This window comes from Candidatus Ichthyocystis sparus (genome assembly GCF_900078745.1).
GTDB classification, from domain to species: domain Bacteria; phylum Pseudomonadota; class Gammaproteobacteria; order Burkholderiales; family 2013Ark19i; genus Ichthyocystis; species Ichthyocystis sparus.
The window spans coordinates 217,378-236,743 of the sequence record NZ_FKII01000049.1; the positions used below are offsets into that span (position 1 = coordinate 217,378).

Consider the following 19,366-nt stretch of genomic DNA (forward strand, 5'->3'; position numbering starts at 1 on the left):
GTTAGGTTATTGGTAAGCATACATTGGCAGCGTTTATTATTATATATACCTTGTGTCACCTAGATCGATGAAATCTAAGAAGTAACGAAAACAATATATCAACATGTATATAGAGAGAGTAGAAAAAAATAACTTTTGTATAAATTATAGGTATTGATGATATGGAAAATATGCGTTGTCGTCTGTTAGGTAAAAATTATAAATTTATTAGTGATAGCAACAGTTGTGAAACTGAATCTGATGAAGAGGAGAGTATCAGGAAAAATTCTTATCGTGGTCCTGGTCATGGTCCTGATCTTGATACTGACACTGATGAAGAGGCTTCATATATCATAAATAGAATAGCTAATATGGGATCAAAAAGTGACTCTTCTGGTATGTTTGAAGGTGTACGAGGTGGTGTATTGGAGCAAATAGTACTTCGGTCAATGGGCATACTTGCGTGTAGGGGCAATCATTTGGAAAATTGCCGTCAAGCCAAGGAAAAAATGTCATGTTTGCCACATTTAATCTCATCAATATATCATGGACCTAGCACACGTGAGGAAGAGGTATGTGCAATCTGGAAAGATGTATATAGATATCAATTGGAGTTCCATTACCATTCAAGTAAATGGCTTAAAAATTTTACTAGTGCTTCAAGGTTGGAAGAAATACTTAAACTATTGTGGATAAGCGTACTGCCACGTGGGTATATTCAACCTAAAGAATGTAGTAATCTTAGTTTGTTGGAAGAGTTAAGATACCATGTGAGTAAAGCATTGTCGCATCTTAGTAGTGGCAATAGTTGCACCTCAGTATTGGGTCAAGAATGTGTAGGACAAGTTGCATTGCCATATACGGATACAAAATAACAGAGTTTTTCTATAGGTTGCTGTATCAAAGCTACTACTAATACCGGTAAGCTTGCTACCATGAAGGTAGTGCCGATGCTGGAAAGAAAGTTACCTTCTGGTACGAAAATAAGTTCTACTGGATCATGTTATATATGGGAATGTTCTGTAATATAAGAAAAAGAAGTAACAGAACCATTGTAAGAACATGTCATGGTGCACTAAAATCTGTCATAGCCCTGATAAATGTTAATTATTGTAATTTAGCAATAAATTTGAGTGGGCCGTTTATCGAAAACTTTGACGCATATAAGGTGGGAAGTGTTTTAGGGTTGTGGTTACTCCCCAGCTTACCATGTGTGCTCAACATTATTTTGCATCTATAACTATAGCGCACATAGTTTTTAGCGTGTGCTTATTTGGATGCGAGATGGAGGTGTGAAGCTTGTTATTCTAGAAATTATCATTAGTACAATATTTTAACAATTATAGTAAAAATTTTACTTAATATAGTTTATATTCGTATTCTATGCTGTTGCTCTTCTTAAGAATGAACAAATCTTCTTATATTGGATACATAGAAAGCTTATTCTCCAAAAACTACCTATTTTCTAAAAACTGAAAAAATTAAATAACATTCACCAACCGCCATTTTGATTTTCCAATAGGTTGCCCCATTAGTAACATGATTAGTAGCATAAACGGCAACTGCTTAGTCTTAAAAGACAGATATATTTGTTGTACAGATGAAAAAAAACTAAATCACTCTCGCTTAACCTTATCTAAATACTTACTACATACACAAAGAAAGCTTTTTGGGATACTTGTCCCATCACTAGGCATGCTGCAACTTATGAACAAAACCAAGTGCGCCTCAACTTATGCATGCATGTCTCTGCATATAAACCTAGCACTAATATCGAAACATGTTGCTATAGAACAACTATAAAGAAAAACTGACACCCATATAGCTTTTTCAGTTAGGCCTCCTCATAAGGCGTGCCTTCTCCCTCTCCCAATCCTTCTTCTTTTCACTCTCTCTTTTATCATGTTGCTGCTTACCACGAGCAAGACCAACTTCTATTTTAATATGCCCCCTTTTACTGTAATGAAAATTCAAGGGAACCATAGTGTATCCTCTACGCTCAGTCAAACCTATAAGCCTTCCTATTTCACGCTTGCTTAAAAGCAACTTTCGCACTCTGGTTGGATCAGTTTTTACGTGGGTAGATGCGGACAAAAGCGGGCTTATATGAGCACCAATAAGCCATACTTCCATATTCTTTACTATTACATAAGCTTCTTTTATTTGAGCACGACCTGCTCGTATTGACTTGACCTCCCAACCCAGCAAAACTATACCTGCTTCATGCTTTTCTTCTATAAAATAGTCGTGAAGAGCCTTTTTATTATGGACAATAATCATGACTACAATAATCTCCTAACGAAATGGAAAAATGCAGATATGGTACACATTCACAAAGAAGCCTTACTCACTCATTCAGCACACCAGGTATTTATTGTTATTACTGATATACCAAGCTACCCCCTATTCTTGGATTGGTGCGATAAAGCCAAGATAGATGAAAAACCCAGCGAAAGCGTAGTTTACGCAACCCTAGGTATCAACTTCCATGGCATAAAACAGTCATTCCAAACACAAAATACCATGATCACAGACCAGTCAGTAGAACTTTCTTTGCTGCATGGGCCATTCAGTAAGTTACATGGAATGTGGCTCTTAAGCCCTATAGAAGGTCATTCATCAAAAGGGTGTATGGTATCATTCGACATAGAGTACGAATTCTCCAATACTATGCTCGAAAAAATCATAGGTGCATCGTTCAAACATATCACCAATAGTATTGTAGACTCTTTTGTGAAGAGAATAAACGATGTCTATAGAGAAAGTTAAGGTGAAGGTCGCCTACGCACTCAGAGAAGAAGCTGTAATCATTGAACTGTCAGTGCCCATTAAAACAAGTATAGAAGAAACAATAAAGCTCTCCGGAATCCTGGATAGATTTCCTGAAATAGATCTCAGCAAACAAAAGGTGGGGGTATATGGAAAACTATCAAACCTTGCAGCCAGCGTACAGGATGGCGATAGAATAGAAATATATCGCCAACTTTTGGTAGACCCCAAGGATATACGCCGCCTAAGAGCAAAAAAAAACCTACTGCCCAGTAGATCCAAACCCACCAGCAGCACGACCTGATACGGCCCCAAATTCCTCAACAACTCTCCATTGTGCTCTAATCACTGGAATTATGACCAGCTGAGCAACCCTATCCATGGGCTCAATGGAAAAGCTTTTGTCAGACCTATTCCACAAAGACACTTGCAAAGATCCCTGATAATCAGAGTCTATAAGACCTATAGTATTACCCAATATAATGCCGTGATTGTGCCCTAAGCCAGACCTTGGTAACAAAACTGCAGCATACTGACTATCATCAATACTAAAACTTATACCACTGGGAACAAGTGCAGACTGCCTAGGACCTAAAATTATCGGAGCATCGATACAGGCACGAATGTCCATACCAGCAGAACCGTCCGTAGCATACGTAGGCATGCAGTCGCGAATTCTTTCATCTAAAATTTTAACATCTATCGATAGCATATTGACCCTCATTAATCTTATGACAATCATCCGTTGCCGTCATTAGGAAATGTATATGACTCATAATCTGCCTAGCTACAACTATCTTAGAGTTCTCCTGAAGTGGTGTTCTACCATACTTGTCATAAAGTACTACGATATTGCTATCCTTACCAATTGAGTCACTAGCCCAATTTCCCACTATTAACGACACGTTCTTGTTAACACGTTTTCTCTCAGATTTCTCATCTAAATCATTAGTCTCACAGCAAAAACCAACGCAAAATAAATTAGCAAACTCCTTTGCAACAGAAGCAAGTATGTCAACGCCCCTCCTTAGTCTAATGGTTAGCTCATCCTGCTTAGGAAGCTTTACATCCGAATAATCCACGGGAACATAATCAGAAACAGAGGCTGCAGATATAAACACATCCTGCTCACACACATGTTTCATTACAGCACTGTACATCTCTTCTAGGGTGCTAACATTGATCGTAGAAACAGATGTAGGAAGGGAAATACAAACCGGCCCAGATATTAGAGTAACTTCGGCACCCATGTCACGAGCTGCTTCAGCTAGTCTATACCCCATTTTACCCGAACCACGATTTGTTAAGCATCGAACAGCATCAATCTTCTCTACAGTAGGACCAGCCGTAATCATAATTTTTTTGCCACTAAAAATACCCCTGGCAAAAATAGTATTTTCCACGTAAGAGAAAATGTCTCTAGGCTCGCGAGAACGACCCATACCATACTCACCACAAGCTTGCTCGCCGTTATCTGGATCTATAATATGTACCCCATCATCTGCAAGAACGCTTACGTTCCTTTGTGTGGCAGAATTGCACCACATCTGTAAATTCATCGACGGAGCAACAATCAGAGGAACCTTCCTTGCCAAAGCGGTTGTCAAGAGCAAGTTGTCAGAAATACCGTGTGCCAATTTTGCAATAAAATCTGCAGTTGCTGGAGTAACTAAGATAACGTCGACATCCCTCGACAGCTGAATATGAGGCATACCAGAATACGACTCATAGCTACCAGAATCGTCCACCCATACATTTTGATGTGTAACAGCCTTAAACATAGATGGATGAATCATTCTTTCAGCATTGGGGGACATAATAACCTCAACTCCCCATCCATTCTTCACCATAATCCTAGCTAATTCCAGGGACTTATAGGCCGCAATGCCAGCAGTCACCCCAAGAGCAACTCGATATTTCTGCCTTTGCTGATCGTATGGTTGCATTAATAACCTCAAAAATAACAGTCGTGTACCAAATAAATGCGCAACAACCACTACCACGGTTTGGGTCTCAAATAAAGCAAAAAATCAAAACCTTAACCTTAATCTAGCCATTGTACAGTTTCTGACGTATTTCACGACGATGCTGCGCATCTATGCTCAAAGCAGTAGTAGGTCTAGCAAGCAAACGCCTAATTCCTATGGGCTCACCTGTCTCCTCACACCAACCATAGGAACCGTCCTCAATCCTCTTTAAAGCATTATTAATCTTAGAAAGCAACCTACTTTCTCGATCACGTGTCCTCAACTCCAAGGCATACTCTTCTTCTATAGTAGCTCTATCCACAATATCAGGAAGCACAGGAGTATCTCGTAGTTTTTCAGCAGTCTTATCAACATTATCAAGCAATTCAGAACGCATTTTCTCAAGCTTGTGACGAAAAAACTTTATCTGCTCAGAATTCATATACTCGTCCTCAGTCATACTAAGCAGAACTTCCTCAGTGATAATGGTATCATCGCTCTTCTTTTTATGATCATTGATAGCTCTGCTGTCTCCATCATTACTCGTCATAAACCGAAACTCCCATAGTGCAGGCACCGATAAACAACTCTGTCAATCATTAGAAAATAACCCAAATCACTTATGCTCTGGTGGATATTTCCCGCCAAACTGAGTGCTACGAGATCATATCACAAGAGTATTTAGACAGCGAGTAGTCAGTAAGTGGGGAAATTTGGCGCGCCCGGCAGGATTTGAACCCACGACCCCTTGGTTCGTAGCCAAGTACTCTATCCAACTGAGCTACGGGCGCATGAGGAGCAGCTAGCCATTATCACACTTACAGGACAGTCTTTGCAAGTGAGAATATAGAAAACTTTAAGAGGTACCATAATTTTGTTTAAATCTCTTTTTTTAGAAAAGCATAAAAGTGTTTTTATAAAGGGTAGATACAGTTGAACAATACAAATCACACCCGCAGGATAAGTAAAATACGCGCTATTCTAATTAGGTATACACGGCGGTACCTAAGGTTATCCCCTGCGTCAGCAGCATCCTTATCATTTGTATTCCTTTTCTTAGTTGCGTCAGAAAACTTTCATCGCAAAATGGTTGATGGCAGGCTTGACCGAGACGCTCTTATATATACTTCTATGGTTCACCGACAACTGCTGAATGACCAAAAATTATCATATTCTATTTTTTCCAACACAAACGAGACCACTTCAGCTAATAGCACTAATGAAGGTATGTGTAAAAGGATAGAGATGCAATTTGTACTCAGAAGTGATCTATTAAGGATCATAGAGCTTGATAAGAATAATAAAACATTTCTATCGTGCGGTCCATTCTCCCAGCATAAAAGTGAAATCGAAAATAAAATATCTGATTTTTCTGAAAAGAATTCTAGAGTCATACGTAAACCAGGAACTAGCATAGTTATGGGTAGGATAGAAAATTTTCCCGAATCATACTATTTTGTTGTCTACTATCCTCACTTCGATAGCGGTAATTATGTAGGCACATCTGCCTTCTTGTACCACACACAAAACTTCTTCTCAGAGATTATCTCACCCTACATAAATAATAGAGCATGTATAAAAATAATTAGCGATTTTGATAATTACGTACTAGCTGCGAGTAGCAATTGCTCTATAAGCGTAGGCAGAAAAAATACTAGCTTTCCATACGAAAGGATAACTACCGTAAAAGACAATGAGCAATCAATAAATGTTCTTGTTAAAGAACAAGAAATAACATACTTTTTGCGGGAAGATTATGTGCGCCTGTCAATTTGGTTAATGTTATTTATCATTTTATCTGTTTCACTTTTTTATAGGGGTAAAAGCAAATACATTGAGTCTCAGAAACAAGATATATTGAGTCTATCAATGGCGGCGTTGTGTGTATTTGATAAAGACTTTCGGTTCCGTCAAGTAAACGAGATTTTTACCAGCTATGCTGGATCAATACTACAGGTAATAGGACAGAAATTAATTCAGTTTGTGTCAGAAGAATATAAGGAATTAGTTGCTGATAAATTGTCAAAAATTTCATCAGGACCAGTAAGCCGTGTATTCTTTGAGGCTGAGTTTATATTTAAAAATCCATCAGATTCTGAAGATACGTATAATGACACTTACTGGCTAGTATGGGAAATACATAGATCTAGTTGTGGAGAATACTTTACCGCTATTGCTCAAGACCTAACAGCTCACAAGAAAATCGCAAAAGCACTACAAAAAGAAAAAGCTTTCGGGCAAGCTATAGGAGATTCAATGATCACTGGGGTTCAGGTAACAGACATGAAATGTACTGTTACGTATGTAAATCCCGCATTCTCAGCTATGACTGGATACTCAAGAAAGGAGTGCCTAGGAACTTCTCTACCGTTTCCATATGAGATTACCCAAGGACAATTCTCTCTTGAAGAATTTATCAATGAAGGATGTAACAAATCCTCCTTTGGTAACAGTTTAGAAGTACGGGTAATAAGAAAGGATGGCACTAGCTTTGAGGCACACTTATACGTATCTCCATTAACAGATCAGAATAAAAAAACTTTCGGATGGATTGTCTCAGTTATTGATGTTACAGAAAAAAACCGTGTTCGTCGTATACTTGAGAGCAGTCACCAACAGTTTACTACAGTAGTAAACTCCCTAGAGGCCGCGGTTTGTGTTTTTGATCATCTAAAGCCAAAAGTACTATTTTATAATGCTTATTACTATAAAAATTTTGGATCATCTCCTGATATGCATTTACAATTGTCTAGGGGCATTCCTAAGGCTGCAAGATCAGGATCAGATCAATGTGCCTCAGGAGAAGTATACCTGGAACAGCTACAGCGGTGGTTTGAAGTTAGGGTGAGACTAATTCCATGGGTAGATGGCAATAAGAACGTAGTTATGTCAGTTTCAACTGATATAACTAAAAGAAAAACTGCTGAGCAATTGTACCAACAACAACAAGAAAAAGTTCAACAAACATCGCACTTGATAACTATGGGTGAAATGGCATCATCACTGTCTCACGAGCTAAACCAACCACTGACTGCCATTTCCAACTACAGTACAGGGTCAATTTCTCGACTTGAGTCTGGAACAATGAGTTTGGAAGAAGTACTAAAGGTACTGCGTAAAACTGCCTTTCAGGCGGAAAGAGCAGGTAGAATTATCCGTAGCATCAGGGATTTTGTAAAGAAAAATGAACCGAGGTTTTTTCTGTGCAACATGAGTGAACTTTTAGCAGAAGCAGTTGAGTTTACTGAAGTTGATGCATCAAAGAAAAATATATCCATAGATTTACTTATAGATGGTAGTTTACCTAGAATAAGTGTAGACCCTATATTAATTCAGCAGGTTTTAATTAACCTTATTAAAAATGCCTCAGATGCAATGCAGGATAGTACTGATCGTGTTATTCGTGTTATAGCAACCTCACATGACGAAGTATTAGAGATTTCAGTAATAGACAAAGGACATGGGATTAACCCTGATATAGTAGATAAATTATTTGCACCATTCTTCACTACAAAAACAGAGGGAATGGGAATGGGCCTCAATATATGCAGGTCCATAATAGAATACCATAAGGGTAGGCTGTGGGCTGAAAATAATCCGGGTGGGGGAAGTACTTTTCGTTTTACCCTTCCTTGCGTAATAGAGTAACTGGTGTTACGGTGTCTTATTCGTTTACCATATACCATAGATACATATATTTCTTCGAAATCGAAAGTTATGGCTTATGAGTAGTCAAGACTTGATAATAATTTTTAATCACTAAGGTGACTTGATATGCGTAGCGACGTAACGATTTTCGTTGTTGATGATGATGAGGCGGTTCGGGATTCATTTTCCTGGACATTAGAAGGGGCTGGATACAACGTCTCCTGCTACACTTCCGCTGATGCTTTTTTGGAAAAATATGACACCTCTAAGCCTGGTTGTTTGCTATTGGATGTTCGAATGCCAGGCATGAGTGGTTTGGAACTTCAGGAGGTTTTGCTTTCTAGAATGAAGCCAGAGGACTTTCCTTTGCCAGTGATATTTGTCACTGGACATGGTGATATCCAGATGGCAGTTAAAACGATGAAAAGGGGTGCCATAGATTTCATCGAAAAACCATTCAAGGACAAGGATCTTTTCGGTCTCATAGACAGAGCCATCGAGCGTGCCATGTCTAACTGGGAGGAAAGAGGAACTAGGGCAAGAAGCGCCCGCTTATTAGATCAGTTAACCCCTCGCGAACGTGAAGTTTTAGATTGTGTAGTGGCTGGAAAATTAAATAAACAGATTGCTGATCAGCTTGGAATAAGCATAAAAACCGTGGAGGCTCACCGCTCCCATGTTATGAGCAAATTAGGTGCTCGTAGCGTTGCGGAAGCGGTACAAATTGTCCTGGGGCAAAACATTAAGAAGAGCGGTATTACTCATAATAATGATAATCCCACAAGTAACGGCTGAGTTCATTTAGGCTTTTATTTCAGCAACCACTGGGGCATGGTCGGAAGGACGCTCTTCCTTGCGTAGTTTAAGGTCTACAGAACAAGATACGGCATCGGATTCGTGTTTCGTGTCTATTAGTATGTGATCTATGCGAGCCCCTTTGTTTTGCCTAAAAGACCCACCTCTATAGTCCCACCATGAGTATTGTTCTTCTGTTGGATGTAATCTGCGAAAAATATCTATAAAACCTGCATCTAACACTGATTTAAAACACTCTTTCTCCTCTGAAGTACATAAAATTCTGTTTTCGAAGAGTGTATGATCATATATATCTATTTCATCAGGAGCTATGTTAAAATCTCCAAATACAACACACCTGTTCCCATAATTATTTATTTCCTTTAGATATAAGATTAGGTGCTTGTACCAGAGCATTTTATACGAAAAAGATGGAGTACCTCTTTCCTTGCCATTAGGACAATAGAGATTAATAAAACATCCATATTCAGTTTCTATGCTTATTGCACGTCTTTGCTCATCATTAAATGCGGGAAGTCCATTGTATTGTCGTAAAATATGATATTTACTAAGAATTGCAACACCATTGAAAGTCTTCTGTCCATACCAAGCAGACTCATAACCCTTGTCTTTAAACAAATCTACTGGAAAATCCTCGTGCTGCATTTTTAGTTCTTGCAGACCAATAATGTCCGGCTTGTGCTCGTCCAACCATTCTAACAAATACGGCATTCGCACTCTAAGTGAATTAACGTTCCAAGTTACTATTTTCAATGTAGGCATGAATATACACTCCTATAAATCAACAAACATATAGTCACGCCTTATATAAATTTTGTCTAGTATGACTGCACACGAATACAACGTAAGTTGCATAGAGTACACTTAAGCATTTGTTCCTTATAGTATATAACACATAATTCTCCTATCAAGGGTAGGCTTATAGGCTAATGTTTTTCCTTACATCCTTACTAACGCATCTCCTACTTAAAAGTTAGGATTAACAATGTACTTAAAAAAACATCCATAAAAATATTATCTGTATAACTGCTTGTATTTAGGTAGTTGCGAATTGTCAGAAAAGTTAAATGAAGCATAAAACAATAGTTTCTAATATTAATTATCAGCCTAGTATAGATTAATATCTATTTTAAGTATATATGGTATATATAATTAAAGATTTGTTGGAATCGACAACGGCAACATAAATACATACATCGTAGGCTGATTTGATGAGTAATGATCATATGGCATAGCAATGATCAAGATCATGATTTGTTTTTTGACTTTCTTGCTTGATTTTATTTTTTTTGAGAGTTTTATCAACAGAAATTATATCTCTTGCGGCTTCAACGCACTCGTTCATTATAGAACTAGAAATTGCTTTCAATAAGGCATCTATTGACTCTCCCAACTCTAACACCACTTCATCAGGACCCAAAACCAAAATGGATTTGGTAATAAACACTTTAATTTTGTCATACACCCATGGAGTAAATTCATCCGCTACTGATTCATAAATATTAGAATTAGATACAAAATTCGTTGAGTCACCTGACATAACCCTTATGTAACATGATTTATCAATTTCTCTAACAATTTTATAAAGCAAATCCAACTTTACAGAATAAATTTTTGATACATCTACATTTGATACAGCAAAATCAAAATTACCAAATTTTGTAAAAAGGGTATTTTTGAAGTAAAAAAGTAAAAACCCCAACTCCATCTCGGCACTTTTTACCTTTTTACGAAAATCATCAATAGAATTTGATAATATGCCCCTAATCATGCATCTAGAAAGATTCATACTTTTACTTTTATTTTCACAAATAACTGATATCCTCCTGGGGAAAATATCTCTAAATTTCCTAATAGTGACTAAACGACTAATAGCATCCTTTACATTTTCAACTACATTATCAGAAAATATTTCAGAACACACTTCGCAAATGTTCATTCCTACATAAGGATAAATTGAACTAATTCTACTATCTATTACTTCCAAAAATTTTATACTTGATATAACGGAAAGAAATAAATCAAACATTCCAGCCCGCACATTACTCTCTAACGTAAAACTCGATTGTGTACTCATGACTAGTGCACTTGTACCTAGATTATTAACCACCATATTTTTTATATCACATGCCATTGATAAACAAATAGGAGCAAACATCCTCATAAGATAGTATCCAAATCCGTTACCAATATAATTATTACTATCATTAATTAAATAATTTAGTAATTCATAACAACTATTACTACGAATACCTTCATTTAAAGTTGTCGACTCTAAAAATTTATCTGACTTATACACTCTCCTTTTAATAACTTTCTTCCTAGCAGATATCCTATAACACACCTCACATCTTAAAGAATACGATACTCTTGTTATTAATTCATCCCTGGCAGAAACAGGCAAAGATACAACGGTTCCGTCTTGGTCCAAAATAGGAAATTCTTTCTTAAACATGTCATCAAACAAACACTCCAAATCCTTTATGCGTAAATTTACCAATTCAAAAGCTTCTGGAATATCTATTTTGATAAATGTAAAACAACTCTTATTTCTTGCCCTTGCCCCAAAAAGCATACTAACTAAATATTTATTTTCCAAAAAACATATATCGCAAAAAATCTTCCTACTAAAATCTGATACACTTTGTGCAATTGGAGAAAATATTCTCATATCAAACCAGGAAACCTCTTTGAAGAATACTCCCTTTAGAAAAGAACTAGAAGTAATCAATTCTATAAATTTACTCACACAGTTATTAAATAAATTCACAATTGAACAGTTGACAGTATTACTTAAGTGAGCTGTAAATAAATGTTTACTATCAAGCTCTAACACAGCTTTCTTGATACTTTTATTACAACAAATCATGGCCGATTCAAGTTCTAATTTAAGTAGATTAATCCCACTCTCATCTAAAAACATATCTCCCATGAAATTTGAATTAATCACACAAATATGTGAGCATTTTAAAAACCTATCAACTTCATCCATCGAAAAAATAGTATCAACATGATCACAAAAAATTCTATCAATGGCACTATTTATGATGCCTATAATATAATATTTACTTACTATGAGTATTTCTTTTTTAAACAATAATGATATTAATTGATTTCTATTAATTTCAATCAACGAGCGTAACAACAATTTTAAATTAAAAAAACTACTATAAATTTTTTCGTGTAATAAATTAATGTTAACTTTTAGTTTATAATTACTATAGGATGATGCTAACAATATAGAGTGATGCTTTGGAAGAATCGTTTCTTGTTGGTAGCTTGAGCTGCTCGGATGTTGCGATTCATCATTTTTTTCAGAACATAACGATAATAAAATGAGTGATTCCGCAGTTTCAATTTCTTTTTCTCTTGAATGTGACGATAGTAAAACAAGGGCTTCTGCAGCTTCGTTGATTTCATTTTCTTCTTCTGTAATAGCTCCTAGAGCTGTATCAACAATACCCTCCGTTTCACGTATACTATGATAATTATCACTTACTGAACAATCGCAACCATAACAATCATGTATTACACAAGACAAAACACCTGATGGGTTCATAGTATGACCAAAGCTACTACTAAAGAACTTATAATAAAAGTTGACGACAATAAGACCAAGTTAATTTAGTGAACATAATTACACAAAAATCGAACACAGGCGTACACATACAATGTATTGAAGCGACGATTATACGCTTATTTACAACAACAAATACGCAACACAATATATTATAAGCAAAGATAAACACATTTTAGTACTAAATACATTGTAAATACAGGCGATACAATCGTAGCATACAAAGCATTAAAAATAATGACCATACGATGCGTTGTAATTTAGAAAGATGTGTACTATAATGCCGGACGTCGGGATTTATTTACGTGTAATACCTAACGAAACTATGTAAGTACCATAACTTAACTTTGATTTAGCCCCCCCCAAATATCAGCCTGACCTGCATCTTGACTTAGAAAACCTCTTTTCGGGAGGCTTTTGGGGAAGACGTTCTAAGCTATGTTCAAGTAGTTGATTGTGTAGCCCGAATATATATGGGAGCAAATTTACTCAAAGGTACAGCGTTGCCATCCTATTCCACAAGAATAGCGTACCGAGATGTATCGATAAACACCCCCCTGCATACTTTTTACATGTAAAACAAGCAGTTAAAAAATGCTAAAATAAATCTAATTCACAATAGATAATAGATGAAAAATACTTACGTTTTACCAGTTATATACCAAATATCTATACTGTAAAAAAACACATCTAAAAAAACCTACATTGAAATCTGATATTTTTTGTAGTACTAGAGAAAAATTCATGCCACACCCCAAAAGGCACTTTTGAAAAAAGTCTTGAATTAATCAAAGGTGATAAATTTTGTAAATGCAAACAAATACTCAATAATATGTATAGTGTGTCTACAGTTAATAGATGTACTAATAAAAACAAACAGGCATCATATTACCAATTAGAAAGGTAGAAAATACCTAATACATCTACAAATGAAGCAATGAACCTGCCCAAAGAGTTAAAAATTATAAAAAAACAAAGGACTATCATTAAGAAATAACTTCAAACTACAAAAGGTCACACTTTTATGAAGGATAAAGACTGCACGAAAATTAACAACGCAACAACTTAAAAAGTGCCGTGAAAATTAGTCTTGCAAATGTCATTAACTTAATATATGCACACATAATTACAAAAAAATCATAAAGTCAAAACCACAAACTATGCCTCCGTATGTATAACATTTTATGACTCTCTTATTCCCCTCCTGCTTTCCTCTTCTGCTTACCTGCTTTCCTAGACCTATCAACTGTAACACGATTTACATCAACACAAATTACATCTCTAGCGATCAATAAGCATTCATCCATTAAAGAATTAGCAATCGCTTCCAACAAAGTTTCCAGCGACTCTCCTGACTCTGATATTACTCCATCTGAACTCAAAACCAAAGTCGACTCTGTAATTAGTAATTTAATTTTACCACGTAACCACCCCATAAGCTCTCCAGTTTCAAATTGATCAGAACTCAATTCAAAGTTTACTCCTCTAGTAGGCATAAAAAAACCTGGTGTTCTATGAAACACACTACTCATGTAACATAATTCATCAATTTTACTAACAATTTTACAAATTAAATCCAATTTTACGGGATAAATTCTCGATACATCCACATTTGATACAGCAAAACAGCACTCACCAAATCCTTTAAAAAGGGTCTCTTCAAGATAAAAATTTAAAAAATCTCTTCCTATTACAATGTTTTCAATTTTCTCACGAAAAACACTAGCACAACTTTCGAATGTATGATTAATTATACCTTCGTCAATACTCTCATTTCTATTTTTACTTTTACTGCCGACAGTTGATATTGTTTTAGGGAAAAAACTTTTAAACGCCTCAACAGTAAACGATCCAATAACAGCTTCCTTGACAGCTAAAATCATATTTTCAGAAAATATATCGTCACACAATTCACAAAGATTCATACCTACATGAGGAGAAATTTTTTCAAGTTTTTTGTCTGCTTCACTCAGAATATCCATGCCTGACAAAACATAAAAAATAAAATCAAATATACCATAACGTACTCTGGACTCTAACCTAAAACAGGTTGATAAACTCAATTCACTACCCACACTACGACCAAAAATTTTATTAACATCGCGCGCTACTGACACACATATGGGAGTAAAAACCCTCATTAGATAGTAACCCAATCCGTTACCAACATAATTTTTGCTATTAAGAATTACATCATCCAATGATTTATAAAAATCATCACCTCCCCCACTTGGCCCATCTAATTCCCAAAAACCAAGTATTTGTAATCTTTTCCTAAAAATCTTCTTTCTAGAAGTAATTCTAAGAGATGTCTCATGCCTTAAATGATCACATGCTCCTTCTATTACAGGCATAAAATCTTTAAGTGGTACAATATCAGCTGACGAACCCAAGGCAAAAAACAATCCCTTAGATGCACCATCAAGTATTGTATATCTTAGATTCTTTACATGAGAATCTAATAATCTCATAACTCCTGGAACCTCTTTCCCAATACCAAAAACGGTACCTAAAACCATACTCACCAAATATCTGTTCTCTAAAAGAGACACCTCACAGAAAAATCTCCTATTTAAATTTAATATGTTTTGCGCTAGCGGAGAAAAAATTTTCCTGTCAAATCCAGGAACGCTCTTGAAAAAAACTCTCCTTAAAAATTCACTGGAAGTAATCAGTCCTAAAAACATAGGTACACATTTATGAAATGCACCTGTAATTGAAGAAGAGATTGAGGATATTAAATCATCTGTAAGCAATGCTTTTTTATTTTTTCTTTTTCCTATACTTTCACTGTTAGACAAAGCTAAAACAGTTTCTGCAATACCTTCTATGAAATGGGGAGTTAACAACTCAAGCTCTGCCCTAAGTAAAGCAATGCTACCTTCTGATAAAAATTTATCCCCAGTGTATCCAGAAAGGTGGATATCTGGACGCTTCAGAAATCTATAAACTGCACCAATCGAAAAAACGTTATTAACACAGATATCGAAAATAACACTAAAAGCATCTTTGACAACTCTCCCCATACAAGCTTTAGACTTAGGAACTAGTCCCGGAACATTTTCATTAATACGCAACAATAACTTATCACGATAAAGTTCAAATAACGCACTAAATAACAGGCCCAAATTAAAAGAATCACTATACATTTTTTCGGGTGTTACATATGCATATATTTCCTCAATAGATAAGTCGATACCCCAATTGGGATCAATACTACCACCAGAATCTGCACTAATACTGGGTTCGACACTACAACTAGGTTCTACAACACTACAACTGGATTCGGCACTACCACTGGAATCGATACTACCACCAAAATCTACACTAATACTTGGTTCAACACTACAACTAGGTTCTACAACACTACAACTGGGTTCAACACTACAACTAGGTTCTACTCTGCCACTAGGTTCGGTACTATAACTTAGTTCGACACTGGAACTTGGCTTGACACTGGAACTTGGATCAACACTGGCACTTGGTTCGACATTGGCACTTGGTTCAATACTACAACTAGGTTCGACACTACCACTGAGACAGGAAAATTTGTATAAACTATAAGAATGTTCCGATAAAAAACTGGAATGGACACTGATACTACCACTAGGTTCAACACTGACACTTGGTTCAACGCTAATACTTGGTTCAACGCTAATACTTGGTTCAACGACAACACTTGGTTCAACGCTAATACTTGGTTCAACGCTAATACTTGGTTCAACGACAACACTTGGTTCAACGCTAATACTTGGTTCAACGCTAATACTTGGTTCAACGACAACACTTGGTTCAATACTACAACTAGGTTCGACACTACCACTGGGACAGGAAAATTTGTATAAACTATAAGAATGTTCCGATAAAAAACTGTAATCGACACTGACACTACCACTAGGTTCAACACTGACACTTGATTCAACGCCAACACTTGGTTCAACACTAGCACTAGGCTCAACACTATAATTGGAATCAACACTACAACTTGAATCAACACTACAACTGGAATCAACACTAATACTGAACTTGTGACCAAAACAGTAAAATGTGGATAAACTATTATAAGAATGTTCCAAGAAAAATTGTGATCGTAATTCACGCTCACAACTTGAACTATCTGCATGTCGTACGTTATCAGTTACTTCGTAGGATGATGAAAGCATGGAAGACGCTTCGGTGGCTTCAGCTTCACTTACAGAACACAATGATAATGAAAGAAGCGACTCTGCAGCCTCTCTTTTCCCTTCTTCTATAGCATCTGCATTTGTTGCATCTGCATTTGTTGTCAATTGTAGTACGCCATGACTTAACTCACAGGATAGCGACAGCATAGCCAATGCTTCCGCAGCTTCAGATTCTCTAACAGGACGCGACAACAAAGCAAGCGCCTCCGCAGCCTCCATTTTCCCTTCTTCTATAGCATCTGCATTTGTTGTCAATTGTTGTAAGTCACAACTTAACTCGCAGGACGACGACAGCATAGCCAGCGCTTCGGCAGCCTCTATTTTCTCTTCTTCTATAAAATTTATTACCACCTCTACCGATCCTTTAATTTCCCCTTCAACTTCTCCCTTGATACCAAATACAATAAGGAACAATAACTCATAGCAAACTCTAGGAACAATATTAACCCATAAACACAAAATCCATAACACACACAACCGCTACAAGTACCCAACCCTGCCGCTCCAGTGTATATTCAAAATATTGTTTAATCTATTGATTTATTTTATGTTAATGATGATAAAGTAGACCGGCAAAGAATATAAGAAATAGGATCTTAGATTTTATTTGATCAGCTCAGCGAAAACAAATATCTTAATTACACCACCCAATAAATACTATCACCACTATCAGAAAAATAAATATATTCTATATCATGAGCTCTGTATCGAAATGCGATATCACAAAACCAATACTGCAAATAAAACAATAAAGTAATAGTTAAAGTATAGGTAATTAAATTACTTAATTGAGATAATAATACAACTCCATTATATCCCTTAACCAAAGTTGACTCCCTCCGTTACTGCTCTTAGTTGATAATCCAACCAAAGCATAAGTTTACTAGTATTGATACTCCTATACTAGATCTCAAATCTGAAACTTCATACAAAATACCTTTCTCGAATCTATCATTTTTATCAATAATTTTACATAATTTATTTTTTGATGTCTCAACATTTGATAGAGAAAAATCAAATCAATCAAAATACAATTCAAAATATATGAAAAACCATCATATACTTCAAAATCATACTTACCAAATATCTATACTAGAAAAACCTATATCACAAAAAAACTCCATTAAAATCTAATATTTTTTGTAGTGCCAAAGAAAAAAGTTTAGTGTTACAACAAAAATCACTTTTAAAAAAGTCTTCTTAAAAATCAATTAAAGATGATAAATTTTATAAGGATAGATTCACATTTATTAAATGTGTTTACAGTTGATAATATGGATCAATAAACAAATAAACTCAATTACTAATTCTAAAGATAGAAAACATCTGTCACACATAAAAAAAGGAGTAACAACGTTACTCAAAGAGTTGAAAATTATAAAAACAACAAAGCACTGTCACTGAAAAACTGCTTGTAAATAGACTATATCTACAAAAAGTTATACTTATGGAAGACAAGTAGTACACAACAAATTAACAATGCAACAACTTAAAAAGTACCGTTAAAATTAATCTTGCAAATGCCGCATAACTTGATATATGCATATATAATTAAAATCAGGCATAAAAAAACTTGGTTTTGCATGAAACACTTTACTCATGTAATATAAGCTATCAATTTTATCAACAATCTTACAAATTAAATCCAATTTTACAGGATAAAGTCTCGATATATCTACATTTGATATAGTAAAACAGCATTCACCAAATTCTTTAAAAAGTGTATTTTTAATATAAAAAACTAAAAAATCTTTTTCTATTACAATGTTTCTTATTTTCTCACAAAAAATACTGGCACAACTTTCAAATGTATAATTAATCATATCTTCAGTAAGACTCGTAATTATACTTTTACCTTCACTATCAATAGTTGATATTGTTTTAGGGAGAAAACCTTTAAACAACGTAACAGTGAATGTGCTAATAACATCTTCCTTCAAAATTTCAATTAAATTTACAGAAAATATATCGTCATATAATTCACAAACATTCATACCTACATGAGGAGAAATTTTTTCAAGCTTGTTGTCTATCTCTCCCAGAAAATGTATACCTGAAAGAAAAGAAAAAATAAAATAAAACACTCCATAACGCATGGCGGACTCTAACCTAAAACAGGTCAGTGAGCTCAATTCGCCACTTACACTAGAAGCAAAAATTTTACTAAAATCGCGCGCCATTGATACACATACAGGAGTAAAAATCCTCATCAGATAGCAACTAAATCCATTACCAATATAATTTTTGCCATCAAGAATCACACCATCTAATGATTTATAAAAACCAACACTACCCCCATCTGAACCATCTAATTCAGCAAAATCACGTATTCTGAATCTGTCCCTAAAAACCCTCTTCCTAGAAGTAGTTCTAAGCAATGTCTCATGGCTTAAGTAATCACATACTCCTTCTATTACGGGTTTAAA

At 35.6% G+C, this 19,366-nt stretch carries 13 protein-coding genes and 1 tRNA gene; 5 read left to right on the forward strand and 9 right to left on the reverse strand.

Going from position 1 to position 19,366, the window contains the following annotated elements; all coding sequences use genetic code 11:
- The first annotated feature begins 161 nt into the window (after positions 1 to 161).
- Positions 162 to 854, forward strand: coding sequence for a hypothetical protein (locus A6733_RS04920; protein ID WP_092402838.1), 693 nt, complete (start codon positions 162 to 164; stop codon positions 852 to 854).
- 955 nt (positions 855 to 1,809) lie between these two features.
- On the opposite strand, the gene smpB is transcribed toward A6733_RS04920, so the two are convergent.
- Positions 1,810 to 2,259: an SsrA-binding protein SmpB gene (gene smpB, locus A6733_RS04925; protein WP_092402837.1), complete on the reverse strand. Its 450-nt coding sequence runs from the start codon at positions 2,257 to 2,259 to the stop codon at positions 1,810 to 1,812.
- Between smpB and A6733_RS04930 the strand changes: the two genes are divergently transcribed.
- Positions 2,245 to 2,748 carry a type II toxin-antitoxin system RatA family toxin gene (locus A6733_RS04930; RefSeq protein WP_176695661.1) on the forward strand — a complete coding sequence of 168 codons (504 nt, stop codon included), beginning with the start codon at positions 2,245 to 2,247 and terminating at the stop codon, positions 2,746 to 2,748. The two genes, smpB and A6733_RS04930, sit on opposite strands and share 15 nt — an antisense overlap.
- A gap of 1 nt (position 2,749) precedes the next feature.
- Positions 2,750 to 3,052, forward strand: coding sequence for an RnfH family protein (locus A6733_RS04935; RefSeq protein WP_242641497.1), 303 nt, complete (start codon positions 2,750 to 2,752; stop codon positions 3,050 to 3,052).
- On the opposite strand, the gene dut is transcribed toward A6733_RS04935, so the two are convergent.
- From dut to A6733_RS04955, 4 genes are all read right to left on the reverse strand, one after another.
- Complete coding sequence (dut, locus tag A6733_RS04940; RefSeq protein WP_092402834.1) at positions 3,011 to 3,460, reverse strand: dUTP diphosphatase; 450 nt, start codon at positions 3,458 to 3,460, stop codon at positions 3,011 to 3,013. The two genes, A6733_RS04935 and dut, sit on opposite strands and share 42 nt — an antisense overlap.
- On the reverse strand, positions 3,441 to 4,751 hold the full coding sequence (gene coaBC / locus A6733_RS04945; RefSeq protein WP_141663098.1) for a bifunctional phosphopantothenoylcysteine decarboxylase/phosphopantothenate--cysteine ligase CoaBC: 1,311 nt from the start codon (positions 4,749 to 4,751) through the stop codon (positions 3,441 to 3,443). Before coaBC ends, dut begins: the two co-directional genes overlap by 20 nt.
- Before the next feature lie 46 nt (positions 4,752 to 4,797).
- Entirely contained in the window at positions 4,798 to 5,265 is a 468-nt protein-coding gene (gene dksA, locus A6733_RS04950; protein ID WP_092402832.1) for an RNA polymerase-binding protein DksA, read from the reverse strand.
- Positions 5,266 to 5,429: 164 nt separating this feature from the next.
- Positions 5,430 to 5,506 (reverse strand) — tRNA-Arg (locus tag A6733_RS04955).
- Positions 5,507 to 5,801: 295 nt separating this feature from the next.
- On the opposite strand from A6733_RS04955, the gene A6733_RS04960 reads away from it, so the two are divergent.
- The gene (locus A6733_RS04960; protein ID WP_092402831.1) at positions 5,802 to 8,363 is read left to right on the forward strand and encodes a PAS domain S-box protein; all 2,562 of its coding nucleotides are present in this window, start codon (positions 5,802 to 5,804) and stop codon (positions 8,361 to 8,363) included.
- Positions 8,364 to 8,489: 126 nt separating this feature from the next.
- Positions 8,490 to 9,158 carry a response regulator transcription factor gene (locus tag A6733_RS04965; RefSeq protein WP_092402830.1) on the forward strand — a complete coding sequence of 223 codons (669 nt, stop codon included), beginning with the start codon at positions 8,490 to 8,492 and terminating at the stop codon, positions 9,156 to 9,158.
- 6 nt (positions 9,159 to 9,164) lie between these two features.
- On the opposite strand, the gene xth is transcribed toward A6733_RS04965, so the two are convergent.
- From xth to A6733_RS08845, 4 genes are all read right to left on the reverse strand, one after another.
- On the reverse strand, positions 9,165 to 9,941 hold the full coding sequence (gene xth, locus A6733_RS04970) for an exodeoxyribonuclease III (RefSeq protein ID WP_092411134.1): 777 nt from the start codon (positions 9,939 to 9,941) through the stop codon (positions 9,165 to 9,167).
- A 460-nt stretch (positions 9,942 to 10,401) separates the two neighbouring features.
- Positions 10,402 to 12,738 carry a hypothetical protein gene (locus A6733_RS04975; RefSeq protein WP_092460537.1) on the reverse strand — a complete coding sequence of 779 codons (2,337 nt, stop codon included), beginning with the start codon at positions 12,736 to 12,738 and terminating at the stop codon, positions 10,402 to 10,404.
- Positions 12,739 to 13,949: 1,211 nt separating this feature from the next.
- Positions 13,950 to 17,411, reverse strand: a complete 3,462-nt coding sequence (locus tag A6733_RS04980) for a hypothetical protein (RefSeq protein WP_092460539.1) — start codon at positions 17,409 to 17,411, stop codon at positions 13,950 to 13,952.
- A 1,037-nt stretch (positions 17,412 to 18,448) separates the two neighbouring features.
- Positions 18,449 to 19,366, reverse strand: a 918-nt coding sequence (locus tag A6733_RS08845) for a hypothetical protein (RefSeq protein WP_176696771.1), incomplete at its 5' end; no start/stop codon positions are given.